At 61.0% G+C, this 22,103-nt stretch carries 15 protein-coding genes and 3 pseudogenes; 11 read left to right on the top strand and 7 right to left on the bottom strand.

The genetic code is table 11. The features are described from left to right. Nucleotides 1-361: 361 nt before the first annotated feature. On the bottom strand, nucleotides 362-1,318 hold the full coding sequence (locus CAF73_RS24115; protein ID WP_085704335.1) for a threonine dehydratase: 957 nt from the start codon (nucleotides 1,316-1,318) through the stop codon (nucleotides 362-364). 106 nt (nucleotides 1,319-1,424) lie between these two features. Here CAF73_RS24115 and CAF73_RS24110 point away from each other — a divergent pair, with 106 nt between their 5' ends. The 9 genes and pseudogenes from CAF73_RS24110 (at nucleotide 1,425) to CAF73_RS24070 (ending at nucleotide 9,308) form a co-directional block, all read left to right on the top strand. Then, nucleotides 1,425-2,267 carry an AraC family transcriptional regulator gene (locus CAF73_RS24110; RefSeq protein WP_256574799.1) on the top strand — a complete coding sequence of 281 codons (843 nt, stop codon included), beginning with the start codon at nucleotides 1,425-1,427 and terminating at the stop codon, nucleotides 2,265-2,267. A gap of 168 nt (nucleotides 2,268-2,435) precedes the next feature. After that, nucleotides 2,436-3,275 carry a glutathione-dependent disulfide-bond oxidoreductase gene (gene yghU / locus CAF73_RS24105; RefSeq protein WP_085704331.1) on the top strand — a complete coding sequence of 280 codons (840 nt, stop codon included), beginning with the start codon at nucleotides 2,436-2,438 and terminating at the stop codon, nucleotides 3,273-3,275. Nucleotides 3,276-3,505: 230 nt separating this feature from the next. Beyond that, nucleotides 3,506-5,005 carry a glycolate oxidase subunit GlcD gene (gene glcD / locus CAF73_RS24100; protein ID WP_085704329.1) on the top strand — a complete coding sequence of 500 codons (1,500 nt, stop codon included), beginning with the start codon at nucleotides 3,506-3,508 and terminating at the stop codon, nucleotides 5,003-5,005. Further along, nucleotides 5,005-6,069, top strand: coding sequence for a glycolate oxidase subunit GlcE (gene glcE / locus CAF73_RS24095; protein WP_085704327.1), 1,065 nt, complete (start codon nucleotides 5,005-5,007; stop codon nucleotides 6,067-6,069). The genes glcD and glcE overlap by 1 nt, the downstream gene beginning before the upstream one ends. Before the next feature lie 3 nt (nucleotides 6,070-6,072). After that, entirely contained in the window at nucleotides 6,073-7,305 is a 1,233-nt protein-coding gene (glcF, locus tag CAF73_RS24090) for a glycolate oxidase subunit GlcF (RefSeq protein WP_085704326.1), read from the top strand. A gap of 75 nt (nucleotides 7,306-7,380) precedes the next feature. Next, nucleotides 7,381-7,584: pseudogene (locus tag CAF73_RS24085) on the top strand (helix-turn-helix transcriptional regulator); the annotation flags it as partial. 60 nt (nucleotides 7,585-7,644) lie between these two features. Continuing rightward, nucleotides 7,645-7,899 (top strand): annotated as a pseudogene (locus CAF73_RS24080) (multidrug transporter); the annotation flags it as partial. 327 nt (nucleotides 7,900-8,226) lie between these two features. Next, nucleotides 8,227-8,832 carry an SCO family protein gene (locus tag CAF73_RS24075; RefSeq protein WP_039770777.1) on the top strand — a complete coding sequence of 202 codons (606 nt, stop codon included), beginning with the start codon at nucleotides 8,227-8,229 and terminating at the stop codon, nucleotides 8,830-8,832. Then, nucleotides 8,832-9,308: a copper chaperone PCu(A)C gene (locus tag CAF73_RS24070; protein WP_085704324.1), complete on the top strand. Its 477-nt coding sequence runs from the start codon at nucleotides 8,832-8,834 to the stop codon at nucleotides 9,306-9,308. Before CAF73_RS24075 ends, CAF73_RS24070 begins: the two co-directional genes overlap by 1 nt. 81 nt (nucleotides 9,309-9,389) lie before the next feature. On the opposite strand, the gene CAF73_RS24065 is transcribed toward CAF73_RS24070, so the two are convergent. Both CAF73_RS24065 and CAF73_RS24060 read right to left on the bottom strand, forming a co-directional pair. Further along, a complete protein-coding gene (locus CAF73_RS24065; RefSeq protein ID WP_007956881.1) occupies nucleotides 9,390-9,806 on the bottom strand; it encodes an organic hydroperoxide resistance protein in 417 nt (138 codons plus the stop codon). A gap of 157 nt (nucleotides 9,807-9,963) precedes the next feature. Then, nucleotides 9,964-11,010 (bottom strand): annotated as a pseudogene (locus CAF73_RS24060) (sterol desaturase family protein). A gap of 272 nt (nucleotides 11,011-11,282) precedes the next feature. Here CAF73_RS24060 and CAF73_RS24055 point away from each other — a divergent pair. Continuing rightward, nucleotides 11,283-13,493 carry an LTA synthase family protein gene (locus CAF73_RS24055; protein ID WP_085704322.1) on the top strand — a complete coding sequence of 737 codons (2,211 nt, stop codon included), beginning with the start codon at nucleotides 11,283-11,285 and terminating at the stop codon, nucleotides 13,491-13,493. A gap of 49 nt (nucleotides 13,494-13,542) precedes the next feature. Here the strand turns inward: CAF73_RS24055 and CAF73_RS24050 are convergent, their stop codons facing one another. Beyond that, nucleotides 13,543-15,579: a TonB-dependent receptor gene (locus CAF73_RS24050; RefSeq protein WP_085704320.1), complete on the bottom strand. Its 2,037-nt coding sequence runs from the start codon at nucleotides 15,577-15,579 to the stop codon at nucleotides 13,543-13,545. 332 nt (nucleotides 15,580-15,911) lie between these two features. Between CAF73_RS24050 and katG the strand changes: the two genes are divergently transcribed. Further along, entirely contained in the window at nucleotides 15,912-18,176 is a 2,265-nt protein-coding gene (katG, locus tag CAF73_RS24045; RefSeq protein ID WP_085704318.1) for a catalase/peroxidase HPI, read from the top strand. Nucleotides 18,177-18,323: 147 nt separating this feature from the next. Here katG and pepN read toward each other — a convergent pair whose 3' ends face one another. From pepN to CAF73_RS24030, 3 genes are read right to left on the bottom strand one after another with little or no spacing between them, the layout of a single operon-like run. After that, complete coding sequence (gene pepN / locus CAF73_RS24040) at nucleotides 18,324-20,981, bottom strand: aminopeptidase N (protein ID WP_085704316.1); 2,658 nt, start codon at nucleotides 20,979-20,981, stop codon at nucleotides 18,324-18,326. Between the two features lie 10 nt (nucleotides 20,982-20,991). Then, the gene (locus tag CAF73_RS24035; protein WP_085704314.1) at nucleotides 20,992-21,822 is read right to left on the bottom strand and encodes a DUF2797 domain-containing protein; all 831 of its coding nucleotides are present in this window, start codon (nucleotides 21,820-21,822) and stop codon (nucleotides 20,992-20,994) included. Beyond that, complete coding sequence (locus tag CAF73_RS24030) at nucleotides 21,819-22,079, bottom strand: YeaC family protein (RefSeq protein ID WP_085698878.1); 261 nt, start codon at nucleotides 22,077-22,079, stop codon at nucleotides 21,819-21,821. Before CAF73_RS24030 ends, CAF73_RS24035 begins: the two co-directional genes overlap by 4 nt. Between the last annotated feature and the right edge of the window lie 24 nt (nucleotides 22,080-22,103).

Here is a 22,103-nt window from a genome sequence, read left to right as displayed (position 1 = left end):
TCAACCACTTGCGCTTCCGATCTCTCGTTAGCGGGAGGCGAATTCTACAGCGTTACACGCTGCTGTCAACACCTCTTTTTCTTCGCTTTCGACCGAGAAGATCGAATCGCTGAAAGCGCCCAACAAACCGGCATTTCCAACGCCTTCCAGGCTTCGATGAACTGAAGCGGCCCGCCTTCGAAACTCACTAACTCATTGAATTTCAAGGGGTTTTCCGTTTCGACTGCGCCGGAAGTGGGGCGAATTATAGAGACTCAGAATCTGCCGTCAACACTTAATTTGAGTTTTCTATCAACCTTAGGAAAACGCCGCTTCTATATAGACGCGAACGCGATGAGTGCATCCACCGGCAAGTCAGCACTCAACCAATAACCCTCGCATACACCGATCGGTCAATATTCCCCCCGGACAGAATCACCCCGACCTTTTTCCCCTGCATCCTTCCACGCTCCTGCATCAACGCTGCCAGCGCTGAGGCACCCGCGCCCTCTGCAAGGTTGTGAGTCTCGGTGTAATACACGCGCATGGCCTCGGCGATCTCGCCTTCGCTGACCGAAACGATCCTCGCCGCTCCTTCCTTATAGATGTCGAACGCCTGGGCAATCGGCTTGCGCACAGCCAGGCCATCCGCGAACGTATTCGCCGAAGCGGTTTCGCAGATCATGTTCGCGTCGAACGACAGCTTGGCGGCCGCGGCCTCTGTCGATACAACCCCCACCACTTCAGTATTCAGTCCCAGCGCGTCACGGGCAGCGATCACACCACAGATCCCCGATCCGCAACCAATGGGCACGTAAATCGTATCCAGATCCGATGCAGCACCAAACAGCTCCAGCGCATAAGTCGCCACGCCCTTGACCAGTTCAACGTGAAAAGGCGGCACCAGAAAAAGGTCATGTTCCTGCGCCAAACGCGCCGCCTCTTCACGCGCCTCGTCGAAATCGCGCCCGTACTCGACCACTTCACCACCGAAGCCGCGCATGGCATTGTTCTTTTCCAGCGAATTGCCCTGCGGCACCACGATCAATGCTTTCAGGCCCACCGCCTGCGCTGCCAGCGCCAGGCTCTGACCGTGATTGCCACGCGTCGCAGAGACAATGCCTTTGACAGTGGGATGTTCGCGACGCAGCCAGTGCATGAACGTGATACCGCCACGCACCTTAAAGGCACCGGTCGGCGTGTGGTTTTCATGCTTGACCCAAACTGTGCAGCCCAGCCGTTCTGCCAGCAGCGGCCAACGGTATTGGGCGGTAGCCGGCATCACTTGATAAACCTGGCGGGCAGCGTTCTCGATGTCGTCGCGAGTGAGTGCGTGCATATAAGTGGCTCCTTGGACTTTGGCCCAGTCTAGGCACGGACGCTTCACATCGGCTTTCAAAAAACAGACCTGACTTTTATGCACGCCCTTCACTACTATGGCGTTCATGAGCCATCGAAACCGTCGCCCCTCCATAACCGTCGCCGAGCCGATACGTCGTATCGAAGCCGGCCCGTGGGTGATCGAGTTGCTGCCGGGCGCAGCCTACTCGGCGCGGTACGTGGCGACCCAGTCAGCGATCGGCTTTGCCTTCGACAGCCAGCGCGGCGTGCACGCCATCGGTAGTGACCGGATACGCCCCTTCGATGCAATGCCCAATGGCCTGGCGTTTGTTCCGGCTGGCTGTGACGTGTTCTCCGAGTCGCCCATGGGCGGCGAATATCTGCGGGTGATACGCACCGACGGCACAGCATTGGCCGGCGACGAGGCGTTCAATAATCGCATCGACCCGCAAGCGATCTACCTCGCGTCGCGAATGCGCAGCGCACTGCTGAAAACCTCTCTGGAAGATGACTGGGAAAGCTGGGCGCTCAACCTGGCAGAACGGGTTGAAGGTCATGCGACCGCAACGCAGCAAGGTTCAATCACCGGCAGCCGCATGCGCCTGCTGGATGAATTCATCGACGCCGGCCTCGGCAACCCTCTCGGCGTTCCGGCTATGGCGCAACTGCTGGAGTTGTCCGAGGGCTATTTCATGCGCGCTTTCAAACAGGCGACCGGCAAAAGTCCCCACAGTTACCTGATCGACAGACGACTGGCCAAAGCCCGAGCGTCGATGCGCGATACAACAGACAGTCTTTCGCAGATTGCCCTCGCCTGTGGCTTTAACTCACAGGCGCACATGACCACAGCCTTCAGGCAGCGTCTGGGCGTGAGTCCGGCGCAACTGCGGACAGATTCGCGCAAAAGCCCTGCCCGCTCGTCTATCAAAGGAGAAGCGGCCACCTGACGCCTTGAATGACAAAAACCCGGCAATGCGTCTGCAGCCGATCAACGTTTTTCAGCGAACCACCAGTGGCATTCAAACGCCCTTGCATGGTGTTCTGTTCGACAAAAGTCTGGCACGCTCGCTGTCCGGCTCAAGTCATTGCGGCATACAACCGATGAGGTCCGTTTCATGAGCAAGGCGCCCTACGCTCCACCCAAGGTCTGGAAACACATCGCTCCGTCCGGCGGCCAGTTCGCCAGCATCAATCGCCCGATTGCCGGGCCGACGCATGAAAAGACGCTGCCGATCGGCCAACATCCGTTGCAGTTGTATTCACTGGCCACGCCCAACGGCGTGAAAGTGACCATTCTGCTTGAGGAGTTGCTGGCGCTCGGACATTCCGGCGCCGAGTACGACGCCTGGCTGATCCGCATCAACGAGGGCGACCAGTTTTCCAGCGGCTTTGTCGAGATCAACCCCAATTCGAAAATCCCGGCGCTGCTGGATCGCAGCGTAGAACCGGCCATTCGCGTATTCGAATCCGGTTCGATCCTGCTCTATCTGGCAGAAAAATTTGGCGCCTTCCTGCCCACCGACCTGGCGGCACGCACCGAAACCCTGAACTGGCTGTTCTGGCAGATGGGATCAGCACCTTACCTGGGCGGTGGTTTCGGTCATTTCTATGCGTATGCGCCGGAAAAGCTCGAATACCCGATCAACCGATTCACCATGGAAACCAAGCGGCAGCTGGATGTTCTCGACCGCCGCCTGAGCGAAAGCGCCTTCCTCGCCGGCAACGACTACACCATCGCCGACATCGCGGTCTGGCCGTGGTACGGGCAATTGGTGCGCAACAACGTGTACTCCGCCGCCGAGTTTCTTTCCGCTCACGAATACACCCACGTGCAACGCTGGGCGCAAGTGATTGCTGACCGGCCTGCGGTAATTCGCGGCCAGCGCGTCAACCGGACGTGGGGCGATGAAGCCGGCCAGGTTCCGGAGCGGCATCAAGCAAGCGATCTGGACTGAAGTTCGCTGACACCACCCAACGCCCGCACTGCTCGGGCGTTGGGTGGTGTCCCACCCTTCTCAGGCCGTCTGCCGACGCATCGTCGCAATCGCAGTCCTGAAGTAGCGGCATACAGAAGCGCGAGACAACGGACCTCCGGCCGCTACGCTTTACTTCTCGGTATCAGCAGCCCAATGATGGAAAACGGCACCGACCTCGAATAACGACAACGGAGGGTCGTCCAGCGATCATGAACATTCTCTATGACGAACAGGTCGACGGCGTTTTGCCCGATGTCGACAAAGCCGCGCTGTTGCAAGCCCTGCACCACCAATGGCCGGATCTTGAAGTCCTGCATCAGCTTGAAGAACTGAAGCCGTATGAATGCGATGGCCTCTCGGCCTATCGCACCACGCCGCTGCTGGTGGTGCTGCCACGGCACATCGATGAAGTTCAGGGCGTGTTGCGAATCTGCCACGAACGGCGGGTACCGGTGGTGGCACGGGGCGCCGGGACCGGTTTGTCCGGCGGTGCCCTGCCACTGGAAAAAGGCGTGCTGCTGGTGATGGCGCGCTTCAACAATATTCTGCGGATCGACCCCGAAGCACGTACCGCACGGGTTCAACCCGGCGTGCGCAACCTGGCGATTTCCCAGGCCGCTGCGCCGTTCGGACTGTATTACGCGCCTGATCCTTCCTCGCAAATCGCCTGCTCCATCGGCGGCAATGTTGCGGAAAACGCCGGCGGCGTGCATTGCCTCAAGTACGGCCTGACCGTTCACAACCTGCTCAAGATCGAGATTCTTACCGTGGATGGCGAGCGCCTGACGCTGGGGTCCGATGCGCTGGATTCTCCCGGCTTCGACCTGTTGGCGCTGTTCACCGGCTCCGAAGGACTGCTCGGGGTGATCACCGAAGTCACGGTCAAACTCTTGCCCAAACCGCAAACCGCCAAAGTGCTGCTGGCGGCGTTCGACTCCGTGGAAAAAGCCGGCCGTGCAGTAGCCGACATCATCGCGGCCGGCATCATTCCCGGCGGCCTGGAGATGATGGACAACCTGGCGATCCGCGCCGCCGAAGACTTCATACACGCCGGTTATCCAGTAGACGCCGAGGCGATTCTGCTCTGTGAACTCGATGGTGTTGAAGCGGATGTCCACGATGATTGCGCTCGGGTTCGCCAAGTGCTCGAACAGGCCGGCGCCACCGAACTGCGCCAGGCCCGGGACGAAGCCGAGCGCTTACGGTTCTGGGCCGGACGCAAGAATGCCTTCCCCGCCGTGGGTCGGTTGTCGCCGGACTATTACTGCATGGACGGCACCATCCCGCGCCGCGAGTTGCCCGGCGTACTGCACGCGATAGCGCAGCTTTCAGCCGAATATGGCTTGGGGGTCGCCAACGTATTCCACGCCGGCGACGGCAACATGCATCCATTGATTCTGTTCGATGCCAATCAGCCCGGCGAACTGGAACGAGCCGAAGCGCTGGGTGGCAAGATCCTCGAATTGTGCGTGAAGGTTGGCGGCAGCATCACTGGCGAACACGGCGTGGGCCGGGAAAAAATCAACCAGATGTGCGCGCAGTTCAACCGTGATGAGTTGACCCTTTTCCATGCCGTGAAAGCAGCCTTCGACCCCGGTGGACTGCTCAATCCCGGCAAAAATATTCCGACCCTGCATCGCTGCGCCGAATTCGGTGCCCTGCACGTACACCACGGGCAATTGCCCTTCCCCGAGCTGGAGCGGTTCTGATGGGTGACACCAAAGATTTCGATGACAGCGCCGCGCTGCTCGAACAGGTCAACCGGGCACTGGTAAACGCTACGCCGCTGCGCATTCAGGGGGCCAACAGCAAGGCGTTTCTCGGACGCATCGTCGGAGGGGAAATTCTCGATACCCGCGCCCATCGCGGCATCGTCAGCTACGACCCGACCGAACTGGTGATCACCGCGCGCTGCGGCACTCCGCTGGCAAAGTTGCTGGCTGTGCTGGACGCCTCGCAACAAATGCTGGCGTGCGAGCCCCCCGCCTTCGCCGACGACGCAACGGTCGGCGGCATGATCGCCACTGGGCTGTCCGGGCCGCGTCGTCCCTGGTCGGGATCGGTGCGCGATTTCGTGCTGGGCACGCGAATCATCACCGGTCATGGCAAACACCTGCGTTTCGGTGGCGAAGTCATGAAGAACGTCGCCGGCTACGATCTGTCGCGCCTGATGGCTGGCAGTTACGGGTCGCTGGGTGTCATCACTGAAGTCTCGCTCAAAGTGCTGCCCAAACCGCGCGCGTGCCTTAGCCTGCGTCTGGAAATGACCAGCGAACATGCCCTGCTGCGCCTGGCCGAATGGGGCCAGCAGCCGTTGCCGATCAGCGCCGCGTGTCACGATGGCCGGCAATTGCACTTGCGCCTGGAGGGTGGTGAAGGTTCAGTGGCGGCCGCCCGTGATCGCCTTGGCGGCGAGCTGATCGACAATTCGTTCTGGGCCGACCTCAACGAACAACGCCTGGACTTCTTCGATGAAGACCACCCGCTCTGGCGCCTGTCCGTACCACTCAACACACCGCCGCTGGACCTGCCCGGCAAGCAGTGGCTCGACTGGGGCGGAGCGCAACGCTGGCTCAAATCGACGGCCGAAGCGTCGGTCATTCGCAAAGCGGTCGGCGACGTCGGCGGCCATGCGACCTGTTATAGCCACGGTTTGATCGACGAACCGTTCCATCCCCTGGCGCCCGCCTTGCTTCACTATCACCGTCAACTCAAACGACAACTCGACCCCCGGGGCATTTTCAACCCCGGCCTTCTGTACGCGGAGCTTTGAGCCATGCAGACCACCCTCAGCCCGCAAGCCCGACAACTGCCCCGCGCCGAAGAGGCCGAAAGCATCCTGCGCACGTGCGTTCATTGCGGATTCTGCAACGCGACCTGCCCGACTTATCAATTGCTCGGCGATGAACTGGACGGCCCGCGCGGGCGCATCTACTTGATCAAGCAGGTGCTCGAAGGCAACGAAGTCACGGCGAAAACCCAGCAACACCTGGACCGCTGCCTGTCGTGCCGCAACTGTGAAACCACCTGCCCTTCCGGCGTGGATTATCACAACCTGCTCGACATAGGGCGGGCTGTAGTCGACGCCGCCGTCCCGCGACCGCCCGGACAGCGCCTTCTGCGAGAAGGACTTCGAAGTGTCGTACCCAATCCACGGTTGTTCAAAGGATTGGTCAATGGCGGGCAGATGTTCCGGTCGCTACTGCCCGATACCTTGCAAGACAAACTGCCACGCAATGCGTTGACGCCTGCATCACGTCCAGTCATCCGCCATGCACGGCAAGTGTTGATGCTGGAGGGTTGCGTGCAACCGGGTTTGTCACCCAATACCAATGCAGCAGCGGCACGGGTGCTGGATCGTCTGGGCGTCAGCGTGATTCCCGTCCGTGAGGCTGGCTGTTGCGGCGCCGTGGATTATCACCTCGACGCCCAGATCACCGGCCTTGACCGCGCCCGCCACAACATTGATGCGTGGTGGCCGGCCATCGAACGGGGGGCCGAGGCGATCGTGCAGACCGCCAGCGGTTGCGGTGCGTTCATCAAGGATTACGGGCATTTGCTCGGCGCCGATCCGGTATACGCCGAGAAGGCAAGACGTGTCAGCACGCTGGCTCGGGATCTCGTTGAGGTGCTGCGCGAAGAACCGCTCGAATCCCTGGGCATCCACGCTGATCAGCGTCTGGCTTTCCACTGCCCTTGCACCCTGCAGCACGCACAGAAACTCGGCGGCGCGGTGGAGTCAGTGCTGAACCGGCTGGGCTTCAACCTCACGACCGTACCGGACGCACATCTGTGCTGTGGCTCGGCAGGCACCTACTCGCTGACCCAGCCAACACTGGCCCGGCAACTGCGCGACCAAAAGCTCAACGCCCTGGAAAGCGGCCATCCTGACGTCATCGCAACCGCCAATATCGGTTGTCAGGCTCACCTCGACGGTGCAGGGCGTACGCCAGTCAGGCACTGGATCGAGCTGGTGGATGCCGCATTACCTTCGTTGAACGAGGCATAGACACGGCGACGACGCAAACGACAGGCGGAAAAAATCGCCTTTGCGGGGCTTTTTTTCGGCAAGACTCAGTGTGCGGAGGGTATGGCACTGGGCGACATCACGTTGTCGGTACGAGAAAAAGAAGTCTGCCTGGGCTTGCTGACCGGCGGCACCGTACCGCAGATGGCCGAGAAGCTGAGGGTCAAAAACAGCTCGATCGATACCTACCTCAAGCATGCGGCCGCCAAGCTCGGTGTCAGCGGACGACACGGTCTGGCCAGATGGATGGCCGGCGCCTGATCCGCGCTTCCTTTTATCGGACGCCCGGCCTCCGCTCTTATTCGTGAACGAGGCTGTTTGATGTCCAGGCTCCCGATCTCCCTCCTGTCCGTGGCACTGCTGCTGGGCGGTTGCTCGTTGACTCCCGACTACCAGCGACCGGCATCGCCGAGCGCTGCGCAGTATCCACAAGGTCCGGCGTATGCCGCGCAATCCCCGCGCACACCCCGGGTCGAAGACTGGCGCGCGCTGTTCAATGACCCGGCGTTGCAGCAATTGATCGAAAGCGCGCTGATCAACAATCGTGATCTGCGGGTAGCCGCGCTGAACGTCGATCAGGAGTTGCTGACGCTGGCCCGGGAAACGCTGGCCGCCGACGAGCGAAGCCTGCACCTGACCATCCGCAACCGCGAGGCCGGCAAGGGTTGGCGCAACTGGTCGCGCAAGTGAACCTGTACACCGCACTGGGCGGTGGCTGGAGCCCGCCCGAGCCGCCTTCGCCATCACCTTGAGTCATTTTTTCTTACACCTTTTGTCGCCCGCTCCGACATTGACGGGTGATCAAAAACCGACCTGCCGGATCATTTTGGTATCATGCGCCGCTTTTACGGTTAACCCGCCCGCCTGTCTTGCCGACTGGCGGGCTCCAAAGGGCGGTATGAAATGACGGCTTTGTTGACTCGCCGCAAGGTGCTTGCGGGAATGGGCGTACTCGGTCTCGGCCTGCTCGCCGGCTGCGACACCCGCGGCGAACTGTCGTACAAGTACGGCAAGGATCTGAGCGACAAGATCCTCGGACGCACCTTCAAGCTCAAGGACACCGAAGGCAACACCGTGACGCTGTCGAGCTTTCGCGGCCTGATGCCGATGATCTTCTTCGGTTTCACCCAGTGCCCGGCGATCTGTCCGACGACGCTGGCCCGCGCCGCAAAAATCAAGAAATTGATGGGCAAGGACGGCGACATCCTGCAAGTGGTGTTCATCACCCTCGACCCGGAACGCGACACCCCGGAAATCCTCGACGCTTACGTCAAGACCTTCGATCCAAGCTTCGTCGCGCTGTATGGCACCCTCGAAGAAACCAAGGCCACCGCCAAGGAATTCGACGTGTTCTACGAAAAAGTCCCGGCCGGCGACACCTATACCCTTTCCCACACCGCCACCAGTTATGTCTACGACACCCGGGGCACGTTGCGTGTGGGCCTGTCTCAATCGCTTTCGGCACAAGAGTGCACGGAAGATTTGCTTACCGTCATGGAGGTCTGCTGATGAATCCTTTTCTGAACAACATCAAATGTGCCGTATTGGGCCTGTCGCTGCTGGGCCTGGCTTTCCAGGTCTCGGCGCAGACCAGGGTCGACGACGCGTGGGTGCGGGCAACCGTGCCGAACCAGTCGGCCAGCGGTGCGTTCATGACCGTCACCGCCGACAGCGACAGCAAGCTGCTCAGTGTTGCATCGCCCGTGGCCAAGAACGTGCAGATTCATGAAATGACCATGAAGAACGACGTGATGAGCATGGGCCCGGTCAACTCGGTCGACCTGCCGGCCGGCAAAGCCGTCAATTTCGATCCGAATGGCTACCACGTGATGCTGATGGGCCTGACTGCTCAGTTGAAAGAAGGCGACAGCGTGCCGCTGACCCTGACCGTCGAAAACGCCAAAGGTGAAAAGGAAACCGTTGAAGTGAAAGCGCCGGTCAAGGCGCTGACCATGGAAGGCCACGATCACAGCAAGATGCATTGATCGCTGATTGACAGATACGGCTTAAAAAAACAAAAGGGGCGGCATGATCGATGATCATGCCGCCCCTTTTGCGTCTGGAGGTCAGACCAGTTTCAATTCGACCTCGATGTTGTTGCGCGTGGCCTTGGAATACGGGCACACCTGATGCGCCGCATCCACCAACTGCTGCGCCGCACCGCGCTCCATGCCCGGCAGGCTTACATTGAGTCGCGCCTGCAGGAGATACCCTCCCGAATTAGTGCCCAGGTCCACTTCGGCATCCACCGCCAGGTCTGCCGGCAGGCTTATTTTCTGCTGCCCCGCCACCGCTTTCATCGCGCCGATGAAACACGCCGACCAGCCTGCGGCGAACAATTGTTCCGGATTGGTCCCGCCGCCACTGGAACCGGGCGACGACAGTTTTACATCAAGGATCCCGTCGGAACTGCGCGATGCGCCGTCACGTCCGCCGGTGGTGTGGGTTTTCGCGGTATAGAGGACTTTTTCAATCTGACTCATGGCGATCTCCTGAATGAAAAACAGCAGATTGTTCACTCGGCGCCTCCCGTCGCAGCTTGAGGTGCGCCACCCGTCTCACACAGCCCTCTCACTATAGACGCGGGTTTAACGCCCATCCGGCAAGCGGACGTGCGGGTTGTTCAACAATGACGAGTATTCAAGGCGTACGCTGGTTGAACCGGGTTTTGAGACCGTCGGCGTTCGACGACAAGCGTTTGGCGGTGTCCACGAACGGCGTGACGATCAGGCTGTACAGCGTCAGGTAGCGGGCGTGGTCCTGCTCGCCCGTTCCGAAGCGCAAGTCTTCGGGCTTTGAAGTGGTGACGTACAGCGTGCCGAACAGCCAGTCCCACAGTGAAAGATTGATCGCGAAGTTCTTGTCGAAATGTCGTGGCGCGTCGCTGTGGTGGATCTGGTGCTGGGCCGGGCTGTTGAGCACATGTTCGACCACTGGCCCGAACGACAGCCAGACATGGCTGTGCCGTAGATTGGAGGCCAGGCTGTTGATGATCAGCGCCAGCCAGGTCACGCCGAACAGCGTATAGCGGCTGACTTCACCACCGCAGGCGTACCAGACTACACCCGCAAACGCGCCGAGGCCGGCGGTGATGACGATTCGTTCAACGATCGATTCGACGATGTGAATCCGGCTGGCGGTGGCCGGCACCAGCACCGGCGCCGAATGGTGAACCTTGTGAAACGCCCATAGATAGCGGGAGTGGAAAGCGCGGTGAATCCAGTAATGCAGAAAATCCCTGAACAGGAAAACGCCCAGACCGTAGAACAACGCGATCAGCGGGTGATCCGGAACCTGCTCGCGAGCGCCCCAGAGTTGGGTGAAAAACCGCGCATAGTCGCCCGAGCGAAGGATGTACGGGTCGACGAGACCAACAACCGGCAATACCAGGGCCACCTTCAGAATCGCCTTGATGAAGTAATAACGGTAATCCAGCCAGGCCGAACGATGCCCGTGGACACGACCACCGCCGACAAATTGCCAGAAGGAGCGGGCCTGTGTCAGGTGTCTGGATTTTCGGTAGCGATAAAGGCCGTACGCCACGCCTTAGGACGTGAGCAGAAACGCCACACCAAGACGGCCGTTCAAATCGAACAGGCCAAGGAACCGCTCGGTGACCGGATCGATCACCCAGCGGCTGAGCTGCGCATGAAGTTGCGTGAGTAAATCCACGACGACCGACTCCATCAGGGGGCGCGCATTGTAAATCGGACTGGTTCGCAAATGCAGCAGCAATGGATCAAAAGCCGGTTAAACAGCCTGAAACAATAAAACCGCTGCCTCGCTCAGGCCGAAAAATCGCCAGGACTGACGCCGATCAAGGCCCAGCCTCGTCCGGGTGGCTCACCGTGGCTTTCAAGATCAGATCACCCTGCCGTTTAAAAAGGCGATCAGACAGCCCACCCTTGGTATGATCGCCCACACTTTTGTGACGATTTGATGGCTGGAAGGTCTTTTTTGTGAGCGCTCTTTTTCAACGGTTGCGGCGCCTGGATGCCCGTCTTCTTTCTCTGGTTTTCCTGGTACTGATCGTGCCGGTGTGCCTGCGGGCGGCACTCGGCTGGTCGAGCCTGTTCGGTTATCTGTCAGATCTGGCCATCGGCAGTCTGTTGATGGTTTTGTTACACCGCCGTCCCTGGTGGCTGGCGCTGCCGGTGCTGCTGTTTTGGGGATTGCTGGCGGTAGCGACCGCGGAACTGGTCAGCGCGGTCGGTCGCCTGCCGACCGTGGCAGACCTGCATTACCTGATCGACCCGCAGTTCGTGGAAAACTCCACCGGCGGTGGCTTCGCCCATCCCGGTGTGGCGGTTGCGCTGCTGGTGGCTCTCGCCCTGTGGCTGCTCAGTCATTGGAATCGACGTGCAACACCGGTTCGCGCTCTGCCCCGCGCAATCTGGGCGATGCCGGTGCTGCTGTTCTCAGCGTACTGGGGCGCGCAACACCTGGCCCCGAGCGATGACGACCCGTGGCGCCTGTACAACTTGCCGCACCAGTTGCTGGCCGCGCAGGTCGCCGATCTTCAGATGCAGACCGAAGAATGGCTGGACGGCGACACTCAGGTCGCTCCTCCGCCCATGGCCGGGCTCACCGATGTTGATCTGAATGGTCACCCGTTGCTGGCGGCCAAGGGCCAGGCGCGCAATGTGCTGATCGTTGCCCTCGAAGGCATTCCCGGCGCTTACATCGGCGCCAATCGCCGGGCCATCGGCAGTCATTATCAGGAAGACCTGATGCCCAACCTCAGCCGCTGGGCCGAGCGCGGCATGAACACTCCGGATTACGTGCTGCACACCCACCAGACCATTCGCGGTCTGTACGCCATGCTCTGCGGCGACTACGACAAACTCGACAACGGCACGCCCAAAGGCGTGGAAATGCTGACCCAGCACAAACGCAATCAAGCCTGCCTGCCGGCACAGCTGCGCCAGCACGGTTTTGCCACGCATTACCTGCAAGGCGCAGGGCTGCGGTTCATGGCCAAAGACAAGATCATGCCGCACATCGGTTTCGACGCGACCCATGGTCTGGAGTGGTTCACCAACGCCAACTATCTCGAGTTCCCGTGGGGCAAGGACGACAAGGCGTTTTTCGAAGGCGCGCTGAAATACGTCGGCGACCTGAGAAAGCAGAAACAGCCGTGGATGCTCACGCTGCTGACCGTCGGCACTCACCAGCCCTACTCCGCGCCGGAGGAATACCTGCAACGCTACGACACGCCCAAGCAGGCCGCCGTCGGTTATCTGGACGATGCGCTGGAGCAGTTTCTCAGTGGCCTGGAACGCCAGGGCGTGCTGAAAGACACGCTGGTGGTTATCACTTCTGACGAATCCCACGGCATCGACGGCGTCCGCCTCGCGTCGTCCTGGGGCTTCAACCTGACCCTCGCGCCGGAGCAGGCGCAATTGCCCCGCCTGAACGCCGGGGTCTACGGTCACGTCGATCTGAGCGCGTCGATCCTGGATTACTTCGACTTTCCGGTGCCTTCCGCCCTCAGCGGCCGCTCGCTGTTTCGCGATTACGATTCGGGCCGCGAAATCATGTCGTTCACCAACGGCAAGCTGCGCTATCACGACGGTCGCGGCCTCCTGACCGAATGCGACATGCCACGCCGTTGCCGCAATTACGCCAGCGAAGGATTCATCGCCGAAAGCGCCACGTTCAAAGGCAACGCCAGCGGCCAGAACGCCCGGGACATCGCCGCCCGCGCCTCGGCCCTGGACCTGTCGCTGTTGCGCACCCCGCTGAACCAGCGCTATCAGTTCGGCAGCACCAACGTTATCCCGCTGCAAGCGCAGATCAAGGACGACTGGGCCGACAACCTGATCGGCGCGCAATACCTGGAAATGCCCAAGGGCTCCCACACCCGCGTACGCCTGACCGTGCGCTCGGTCGATCCACAGCAGGCGGCGTACATTCAGCTCAAGGCCAAGGAGTTCGAACAGGACGTGCAACTGGGACTGCCGACCGAGATGGTCGCCACGGCAGATCAGCCGCTGGAGATGGATTTCAGCTTCGACAACCCGCAACCGCGCAAGGCGTTCTCGTTCCACTTGTTGGGGTATGGGCTGGGCGCCGTGGAGGTCAGTGATTTCAGCGTGATCACAGAACTGCCGGGGCAACAGGATCTGCTGGACGAGATCCCGGAAGAAGACACCGCTCAATCGAGTTGAGATCAACGCCAGCGTCGCAACGACGCTGGCGCCTGTCCGGTGTGAACGATCAGAACGTGGTGCGCAGCCCGACCTGAATGCTGCGCCCTTCTGCCGGCGCAATATCGCGCAGGATCGAGCTGGCGTAACGCACGGTCTGGTTGGTCAGGTTCTCGGCATTGACGAAGGCCAGCCATTTGCTCTGACCAACATCAAAGTGATAACCCACATTTGCCCCCAGCGTGGTGTAGCCGTCGGTGCTGCTTTCGTTGTCCGGCACCCGGTGCTGGGAACTGGCGTGTTCCACATCGATCCGCGCCTGCCAGCGATCCAGCTCCCACAACAAACCGGTGTTCAGCCTAAGCGGTGCGATGCGCGGCAGGTCCTGACCATTGTCGAGGTTCTTGGCCCGGGTGTAGTCGCCCGACAGCTCCAGTGCAAACTTGCCGTAGGCGTTTTCGCCGAGGGTCCAGCGATCCTGCGCTTCGATGCCGCTGAAGCGGGCCCGAACGCCGGAATAGTTGTACTCGGGAATGCCGTCGGCGTCCTCCTCGCCTTCGTCGTTGAGTGTGCGGCCCGTCCCTAGCAGGCCGATGTAGTTGGAGAAATGGCTATAGAAGACGCCGACGCTGCCCTTGTGCGTACCGTTGTCGAAACGCAGGGCCAGGTCGCTGGAGACGGCTTTCTCTTTCGACAGCCCCGCGTCCCCGACTTCATAGGTGCCGGTGGCGACGTGAGCGCCGTTGGCGTAAAGCTCATAGAACGTCGGCGCGCGTTCGGTGTAGCCGAGCGTGGCAGCCACCGACCAGACCGGCGTCAGCGTGTACACCGCACCGGATGACAGGCTGCCGGCGGTGAAACTGCTGGAGCGATCGGCATTGGCGAAGCGCTCTTTGCCTTTGGCGTCGGGGTCGACCGTGGTGTGTTCAAGGCGTCCGCCGAGGGTGAACAGCAGGCGATCCGTGGCTTGCAGCTCTTCGAGAATGAATAGCGCACCGACATCGGTATCGGTGTGCGGCACGAACGCTTCTTCGCCCAACGCCGAGAACTCGTTGCGACTGACTTGCGCGCCAATCACCCCGTTGAACGGCCCCAGCGGCTGATGCCGGGCTTCGACCCGCGCCTCGTAGCCCTTGTTCTTGAACGTGGTGCCGACCTCGCCGCCCTCGATTTCACGGTGCTGGTAATCGGTGTAGCCAGCGTCGAGCTTCACCGAGCTGAACGGGCCGTCGAGGTTGCGGATTTCCGAGGCGAAGGCGTAGTGCTCCTGCTCCATGCGGATGCGCACATCGTCTTCGGCCGGCGAGCCGTAGTTCGAATCGTAATTGCTGTACGACAGCCCCGCGTAACCGTCATCCCAGGTGTACGACCCGCCCACCGCACCGCCGTCCTGACGACCGTCGCTGTTGGCCAGCCGATGCTTCTTCGAATCGCCATCGTCGTTCGCCCGTTCACGACGGGTCTTGGCGTAGCCGGGAATCTTCAGGTCATTGAACTCGCGGGCGCTGGCGTCTAGGTGCAAGGCGAACTGACCGTTACCGGCTTCGAGCTTGCCAGCGCTGCTGCGGGTGGTGTCGGCGCCGCCGTAGCGCAACTCGCCGGCACCGTGAATGCCTTCGATGGCTTCGGTCGGGATGCGGTTGTCGAAGGTGTTGACCACCCCGCCGATGGCACTGCCGCCGTACAGCAAGGCCGCGGGGCCACGGACGATTTCGATGCGCTCGACGTTGACGGGGTCCAGCGGCACCGCGTGATCGTAGGACAGCGACGAGGCGTCCAGCGCGCCGACGCCGTTACGCAGGATGCGAATGCGATCGCCGTCCTGCCCGCGAATGATCGGGCGACTGGCACCGGGGCCGAAGTAGGACGAGGACACGCCCGGCTGCTTGTTCAGGGTTTCGCCGAGGCTGCCTTTTTGCTGCAGCGTCAGGTTGTCGCCGCTCAACACGGTCGAGGGCGAGGCCAGGGTCTGACTGCCCAGCGGATTGCCGGTGATGACTTGCGGTTGCAGCTCCAGCGGGTCGGCGGCGAATGTCGGGGAAGCGATCAGCAACGCAGAGGCCATGAGCGTCAGGCGGGGTTGGAAGGAGTGGAAACGGGAAGGCATTTCAGGAATCCGTCAGGCAGAAAAGTGAGGATCAATGCCGGCGAGACAGAGTGCGTGTGACCGGCATCAATCAGATGAAATCATTTTTATGTTATACAATAACATTTCCAATGGCCATCACGTTTCTTCCACACATTGGCAAACCATCGCTCAAGCAGGGGCATTTCAGCGCCCTGCCCGGCGCCGGCGCCGGCGCCCGACAGTTCACGTAAGAGACTGCGCCTATCAGGCACCAATAGTCGGCCTATTAGCTGACTCTCCGAGTCGGGTCTAGCCTTACTACTCCGAAGTCGGCACGAGCCGGCCGCAGATGACCTGATAAGGACCCGAACATGGCAAATGAATCGAAATGCCCGTTCAATCACGCCGCCGGCGGTGGCACGACGAACCGCGATTGGTGGCCGAATCAACTGAACCTGAAAATCCTGAGTCAGCACTCGCCCGCGTCCGATCCGCTGGGCAAGGACTTCGACTACGCCAAGGCTTTCAAAAGCCTGGATTTCCAGGCCCTCAAACGCGATCTGACGGCGCTGATGACCGACTCGCAGGAGTGGTGGCCAGCGGACTTCGGCCACTACGGACCGCTCTTCATCCGCATGGCCTGGCACAGCGCCGGCACCTATCGCACCGCTGACGGCCGTGGTGGCGCCGGCTCCGGCCAGCAACGCTTCGCCCCGCTCAACAGCTGGCCGGACAACGTCAGCCTCGACAAGGCCCGCCGCCTGCTGTGGCCGATCAAGCAGAAATACGGCCGCAACATTTCCTGGGCCGACCTGATCGTTCTCACCGGCAACGTCGCGCTGGAGTCCATGGGCTTCAAGACCTTCGGTTTCTCCGGCGGCAGGCCCGACGTCTGGGAACCGGATGAAGACGTGTACTGGGGCTCGGAAAACAAATGGCTGGGCGGCGACAACCGCTACGGCAAGGATCCGCAATCCATGCAGCCGCCGGGCGAAGGCACGCTGGTGGCCGAGCCCGCCGAACACGGCAATGAAGAAAGCCGCACCAATCAGGGCGAACGCAACCTCGAGAACCCGCTCGCCGCCGTGCAGATGGGCCTGATCTACGTGAACCCGGAAGGTCCGGAAGGCAATCCGGACCCGGTGGCCTCGGCCAAGGACATCCGCGAAACCTTCGGCCGCATGGCCATGAACGACGAGGAAACCGTCGCCCTGATCGCCGGCGGCCACGCTTTCGGCAAGACACACGGCGCGGGCCCGGCCGATAACGTCGGCCCGGAACCGGAAGCCGCCGGCCTTGAAGAACAAGGCCTGGGCTGGAAAAGCACCTTCGGCACCGGCAAGGGCGCCGACACCATCACCAGCGGCCTGGAAGTGACCTGGACCACCACCCCGACAAAGTGGAGCAACAACTATCTGGAAAACCTGTTCGGCTTCGAGTGGGAACTGACCAAAAGCCCGGCCGGCGCCCATCAGTGGAAACCGAAAAACGGCGCCGGGGCCGGCACCATTCCCCACGCCCACGACCCGAACAAACGCATAGACCCGACCATGCTTACTTCCGACTTGGCCCTGCGTTTCGACCCGGCCTACGAGAAGATTTCGCGACGTTTTCTGGCCAATCCCGATCAACTGGCCGACGCCTTCGCCCGCGCCTGGTACAAGCTGATTCACCGTGACATGGGCCCACTGTCGCGCTACCTCGGCCCGGAATTGCCCCAGGAAGAACTGCTGTGGCAAGACCCGATTCCCGAGGCCAGACATCCACTGGTGGATGACAGCGATATCAGGGCGCTCAAAGACAAAGTGCTGGCATCGGGGCTGTCCGTTTCGGAACTGGTCTCTACTGCCTGGGCGGCCGCATCGACCTTCCGGGGTTCGGACAAACGCGGCGGCGCCAATGGCGGGCGTCTGCGTCTGGCGCCGCAAAAGTTCTGGCAGGCCAATCAGCCGGAGCAACTGGACAAGGTGCTGAAAGTCTACGAAGGCATTCAGAACGAGTTCAACGCCGGGGCATCCGGCAAGCAAGTCTCGCTGGCGGATCTGATCGTGCTGGCTGGTAATGCCGGGGTCGAGCAAGCGGCGAAAAATGCCGGGCACACGGTGACCGTGCCGTTCAATCCGGGGCGCACCGATGCGAGTCAGGAGCAGACCGACGTCGAATCGTTCGGTTTCCTTGAGCCGCACACCGATGGCTTCCGCAACTACGCTGCCACCACCTATCGCGTGCCGGCCGAAGCGTTGCTGATCGACAAGGCGCAACTGCTGACCCTTTCGGCACCGGAAATGACCGTGCTGATTGGCGGCCTGCGCGTACTGGACACCAACGTCGGTAAAACCAGACACGGGGTGTTCACCGACAAACCCGGCACCCTGACCAACGACTTTTTCCGCAACCTGCTGGACATGGGCGTGGAATGGAAACCGACGTCCAAAACCGAGTTCGAAGGTCGTGACCGTAAAACCGGCAGCGTGAAATGGACGGCGACCCGGGTCGATCTGGTGTTCGGTTCCAACTCGGTACTGCGGGCGCTGGCCGAGGTGTATGCCAGTTCCGATGCGAAGGAACAGTTCGTCAACGACTTCGTTGCCGCGTGGGCGAAGGTGATGGACCTGGACCGGTTCGATCTGAAGTAACTGAGGAAACGCAAAACAACTGTGGGAGCGAGCTTGCTCGCGAAGAGGGCGTATCAGACACGCAGATGTCGTCTGAACTACCGCATTCGCGAGCAAGTCGAATCGTCGCACCGTCGCCCCCACAGTTTTAAGCGGTGCTATCCCAGCTTACGCCAGGCTTTTGCTGACCACTTCATACACATCACTGGACAGCTGACCGGACGCCAGAATCCGCTCCAGCTCCGCCTTCATCAGCGCCTGACGAGCACCGTCATACTTGCGCCAGCGAGTCAGCGGCGCCAGTTGACGCGAAGCGATCTGCGGGTTGAAGCCGTTCAGCTCGATCACCAGATCCGCAAGGAAGCGATAGCCCGAACCGTCCGCCGCGTGGAAGTTGATCAGGTTCTGCCCGGCAAAGGCGCCGACCAGCGCACGCACCTTGTTAGGGTTCTTGATGTTGAACGCCGGGTGCTGCATCAGCGCCTTCACACGTTCCAGACCGCCCGGCAAGGTGCTGCCGGCCTGCACGCTGAACCACTGATCCATGACCAGGGGGTTGTCCTTGAAGTGCTCGGCGAAACTGGCCAGCGCCTTGGCTTTCTGTTCGTCGAACGGCGAGTTGACCAGCACGGCCAGCGCGGTCAGGCGCTCGGTCATGTTGTCGCAGCTGTCGAACTGTTCGAGCGTCGCCGCCAGCACTTCCGGCTTGCCGCTGAGCATCAGGTACGACAGCGCGATGTTCTGCAACGCGCGACGGGCGAAGTGCTCGGCTTCGGCCACGTACGGGGTTTGTTTCGACAGGTCGCGGTTGGCCTGATAACGCAGCCACAGCGCCTCGAACAGGTTATCCGCCAGTTGCTGACGGGCGAATTCGCGGGCGGTGTGGATCGCCTCCACATCGGCGATTTCGCTGATTTCGGTCAAATAGGCTTCGCTTGGCAGCGAGAGCATTTCCGCGACCATCGCCTGATCCAGCGACTCGTCCGACAGCACGGTACGCAGCGCGGAAACAAGACGCGGGTCAAGCACCAGGCTTTCGCCCTTCTGCTGCTGACCGATCAACTCTTGCAACACCTGCACCGACAGTTGCTGGCCGGCATCCCAGCGGTTGAAACCGTCGCTGTCGTGCTGCATCAGGAACATCAACTGATCGCGGTTGTACGGGAAGCTCAGTTTCACCGGTGCCGAGAAGCCACGCAGCAATGACGGCAGCGGCTGTTCGGCGATGTCGATGAAGGTGAAGGTCTGCTCGGCTTCGGTCACCGAGATCACACGAGTGGTGCCTTGAGCAGCGCTTTCGCCAGCCAGACGCAGGGCGATTTCGTTACCTTGGCTGTCGAGCAGGCCGAGTTCCACCGGGATCACGAACGGCAGTTTTTCAACCTTGTCCGGGGTTTCCGGGCAGCTCTGGCGGAAGGTCAGGCTGTAGGTTTTCGCGGCGGCGTCATAAGACTCGCTGACCGCCAGTCGCGGTGTACCGGCCTGGCTGTACCAGCGCTTGAACTGGGTCAGGTCGACGCCGTTGGCATCTTCCATGGCCTTGATGAAGTCATCGCAGGTCACGGCCTGGCCGTCGTGGCGTTCAAAGTACAGGTCGCTGCCCTTGCGGAAGCCTTCGGCGCCGAGCAGGGTGTGGATCATGCCGACCACTTCCGAGCCCTTTTCGTACACGGTCAGGGTGTAGAAGTTGGAAATCTCGATGAAGCTGTCCGGGCGCACCGCGTGGGCCATCGGGCCGGCATCTTCGGCGAACTGGTGGGTACGCAGGTACGCCACGTCCTGAATGCGCTTGACCGTGGCCGAGTTCATGTCGGAGGAGAACCCGGCGTCGCGGAATACCGTGAAGCCTTCTTTCAGCGACAGCTGGAACCAGTCGCGGCAGGTCACGCGGTTGCCCGACCAGTTGTGGAAGTATTCGTGGGCGACGATCGCCTCGACCCGCTGGTGCGCAGCGTCTGTGGCGGTTTCGGCACGGGCCAGTACGGCGCTGGAGTTGAAGATGTTGAGGCCCTTGTTCTCCATGGCGCCCATGTTGAAGTCGTTCACGGCGACGATCATGAAGATGTCCAGATCGTACTCGCGACCGTAAACCTCTTCATCCCAGCGCATCGACTTCTTCAGGCTGTTCATGGCGTGCTGGCACTTGTCGATGTTTTCCGGCTCGACATAAATGCGCAGCGCCACGTTGCGGTTGGTCATGGTGGTGAAAGAGTCTTCAACGCACCACAGGTCACCGGCCACCAGCGCAAACAGGTACGCCGGCTTCATGAACGGGTCTTCCCAGGTTGCCCAATGACGGCCGTCTTCGCCGGGGCCGCTGGCAATCGGGTTGCCGTTGGACAGCAGCACCGGATAGCTGTGCTGCTCGGCCACCACAGTGGTGGTGAACTTGCTCATCACGTCCGGGCGGTCGAGGTAATAGGTGATCTTGCGGAACCCTTCGGCCTCGCATTGGGTGCAGAACATCGTGCCGGACTTGTACAGGCCTTCCAGTGCGGTGTTGGTTTCCGGGTGGATCCTGACGCTGGTGTCGACCGTGAATGTTTCGCTGGCCGGTTGCAGGGTCAGGTGGTTTTCCGTCAGCTGGTAGTCGGCGGCGCTCAGTTCCTGGTCTGCCAGGGTCACCGACAGCAGTTCCAGCTGTTGGCCGTCAAGCACCAGCGGCGGCAGGCCCGGGCCACGGGCCGGGTTGCGGCGCATCACCAGTTGCGCGTGGACCAGACTGTGGTCCTCGAACAACTCGAAGGTCAGGTGTGTTTCATCGATCAGGTACTCGGGCGCCTGATAGTCCTTCAGGTAAATCATCTTCGGTTGTTCGGTGCGCATGCTGAAGTCCTTATTGATGCACGGCGAGCTGATAGGCCGTGTACTTGCGAATGTTGATCACGCCGGTGTCGAAGATCAGGTACTGGCCCTTGATCCCCAGCAGCGTGCCTTCGGCAATCGGGTTCTTGTCCAGGTTGAAGCTGACGATCTTGGCCGGGTATTGCTCGACCGGGTAGCGGATTTCCAGCGGCTCGACGTCGGCGATGGTCTGAATGGCCTGCAGACCGAATCGCTCCTGCAAACCTTGCAAACCCGGGGCGCAGCTTTCGAACAGTTGATCGCGCACCTGCGCCAGATCCACCGCCGACGCGTCGCCCTTGAGCAAGGCGCGCCAGTTGGTCTTGTCCGCCACCTGACTGCGGAACAGGTCTTCGACGAAGCCCGATTGCTGGCGCGTGGAAACGCGCATGATCGGCAACGCCTGACTGGCGCCCTGATCGAGCCAGCGGGTCGGCAACTGGGTGGCGCGGGTGATGCCGACCTTGATCCCCGACGAATTGGCCAGGTAGACGATGTGGTCGGTCATGCAGAACTTCTCGCCCCACTCAGGCTCCCGGCAGGTGCCGGCCTCGAAGTGGCAGCGCTCCGGGCTCATGATGCATACGTCGCATTGGGCCAGTCTGGTCATGCACGGGTAGCAATAACCCTGACTGAAACTGGTCTTGGTCTTGCGCCCGCAATGGGTGCAGTGAATCGCCCCCAGGTATTCCAGACGCACCGTGCTGCCGATCAACGGATTGACCGGCACCTCGACGTCATCCAGACGAAACGCGTACTGCACGTTCGGCCCGTCCAGGCGCGCCGACATTTTGCTGATTGCACCGCGGCCGATCTCGATCAATGGATGGCGTCCGACTTGAACAGGATGTTCGGCACTTCGATCGACTTCGACGCACATTCCTGCGGGCCCATGTAACCGGTGCGCTCTTCCTCGGGCAGGTTCTGGATTTCCCAGGCGATCATCGCCTGCAGCGACAGCTCACGCTGTTCGGCAGTGAGCTTGCCACCGTCCGACCATTTGCCGATCTCTACGGCCAGTTTCAGGCTCTGGTAGATGTCCGGGGTGATGTTCTTGATCAAATCGTTAAAAGAGGACATCAGGGTCTCCGTGCTCTTTATTCA

This window comes from Pseudomonas sp. B15(2017), assembly GCF_002113215.1.
Classification (GTDB): Bacteria; Pseudomonadota; Gammaproteobacteria; order Pseudomonadales; family Pseudomonadaceae; genus Aquipseudomonas.
This window is presented reverse-complemented; position numbering and strand designations above follow the sequence as displayed.

Excerpts from the sequence above, each read along its gene's own strand:
- CAF73_RS24030 (WP_085698878.1), bottom strand. The coding sequence starts at position 22,079 with ATGTCCTCTTTTAACGATTTGATCAAGAACATCACCCCGGACATCTAC.
- glcF (WP_085704326.1), top strand. The coding sequence starts at position 6,073 with ATGCAGACCACCCTCAGCCCGCAAGCCCGACAACTGCCCCGCGCCGAA.
- glcD (WP_085704329.1), top strand. The coding sequence starts at position 3,506 with ATGAACATTCTCTATGACGAACAGGTCGACGGCGTTTTGCCCGATGTC.
- CAF73_RS24115 (WP_085704335.1), bottom strand. The coding sequence starts at position 1,318 with ATGCACGCACTCACTCGCGACGACATCGAGAACGCTGCCCGCCAGGTT.
- yghU (WP_085704331.1), top strand. The coding sequence starts at position 2,436 with ATGAGCAAGGCGCCCTACGCTCCACCCAAGGTCTGGAAACACATCGCT.
- pepN (WP_085704316.1), bottom strand. The coding sequence starts at position 20,981 with ATGCGCACCGAACAACCGAAGATGATTTACCTGAAGGACTATCAGGCG.
- katG (WP_085704318.1), top strand. The coding sequence starts at position 15,912 with ATGGCAAATGAATCGAAATGCCCGTTCAATCACGCCGCCGGCGGTGGC.
- CAF73_RS24070 (WP_085704324.1), top strand. The coding sequence starts at position 8,832 with ATGAATCCTTTTCTGAACAACATCAAATGTGCCGTATTGGGCCTGTCG.
- CAF73_RS24050 (WP_085704320.1), bottom strand. The coding sequence starts at position 15,579 with ATGCCTTCCCGTTTCCACTCCTTCCAACCCCGCCTGACGCTCATGGCC.
- CAF73_RS24075 (WP_039770777.1), top strand. The coding sequence starts at position 8,227 with ATGACGGCTTTGTTGACTCGCCGCAAGGTGCTTGCGGGAATGGGCGTA.
- CAF73_RS24110 (WP_256574799.1), top strand. The coding sequence starts at position 1,425 with ATGAGCCATCGAAACCGTCGCCCCTCCATAACCGTCGCCGAGCCGATA.
- CAF73_RS24065 (WP_007956881.1), bottom strand. The coding sequence starts at position 9,806 with ATGAGTCAGATTGAAAAAGTCCTCTATACCGCGAAAACCCACACCACC.
- glcE (WP_085704327.1), top strand. The coding sequence starts at position 5,005 with ATGGGTGACACCAAAGATTTCGATGACAGCGCCGCGCTGCTCGAACAG.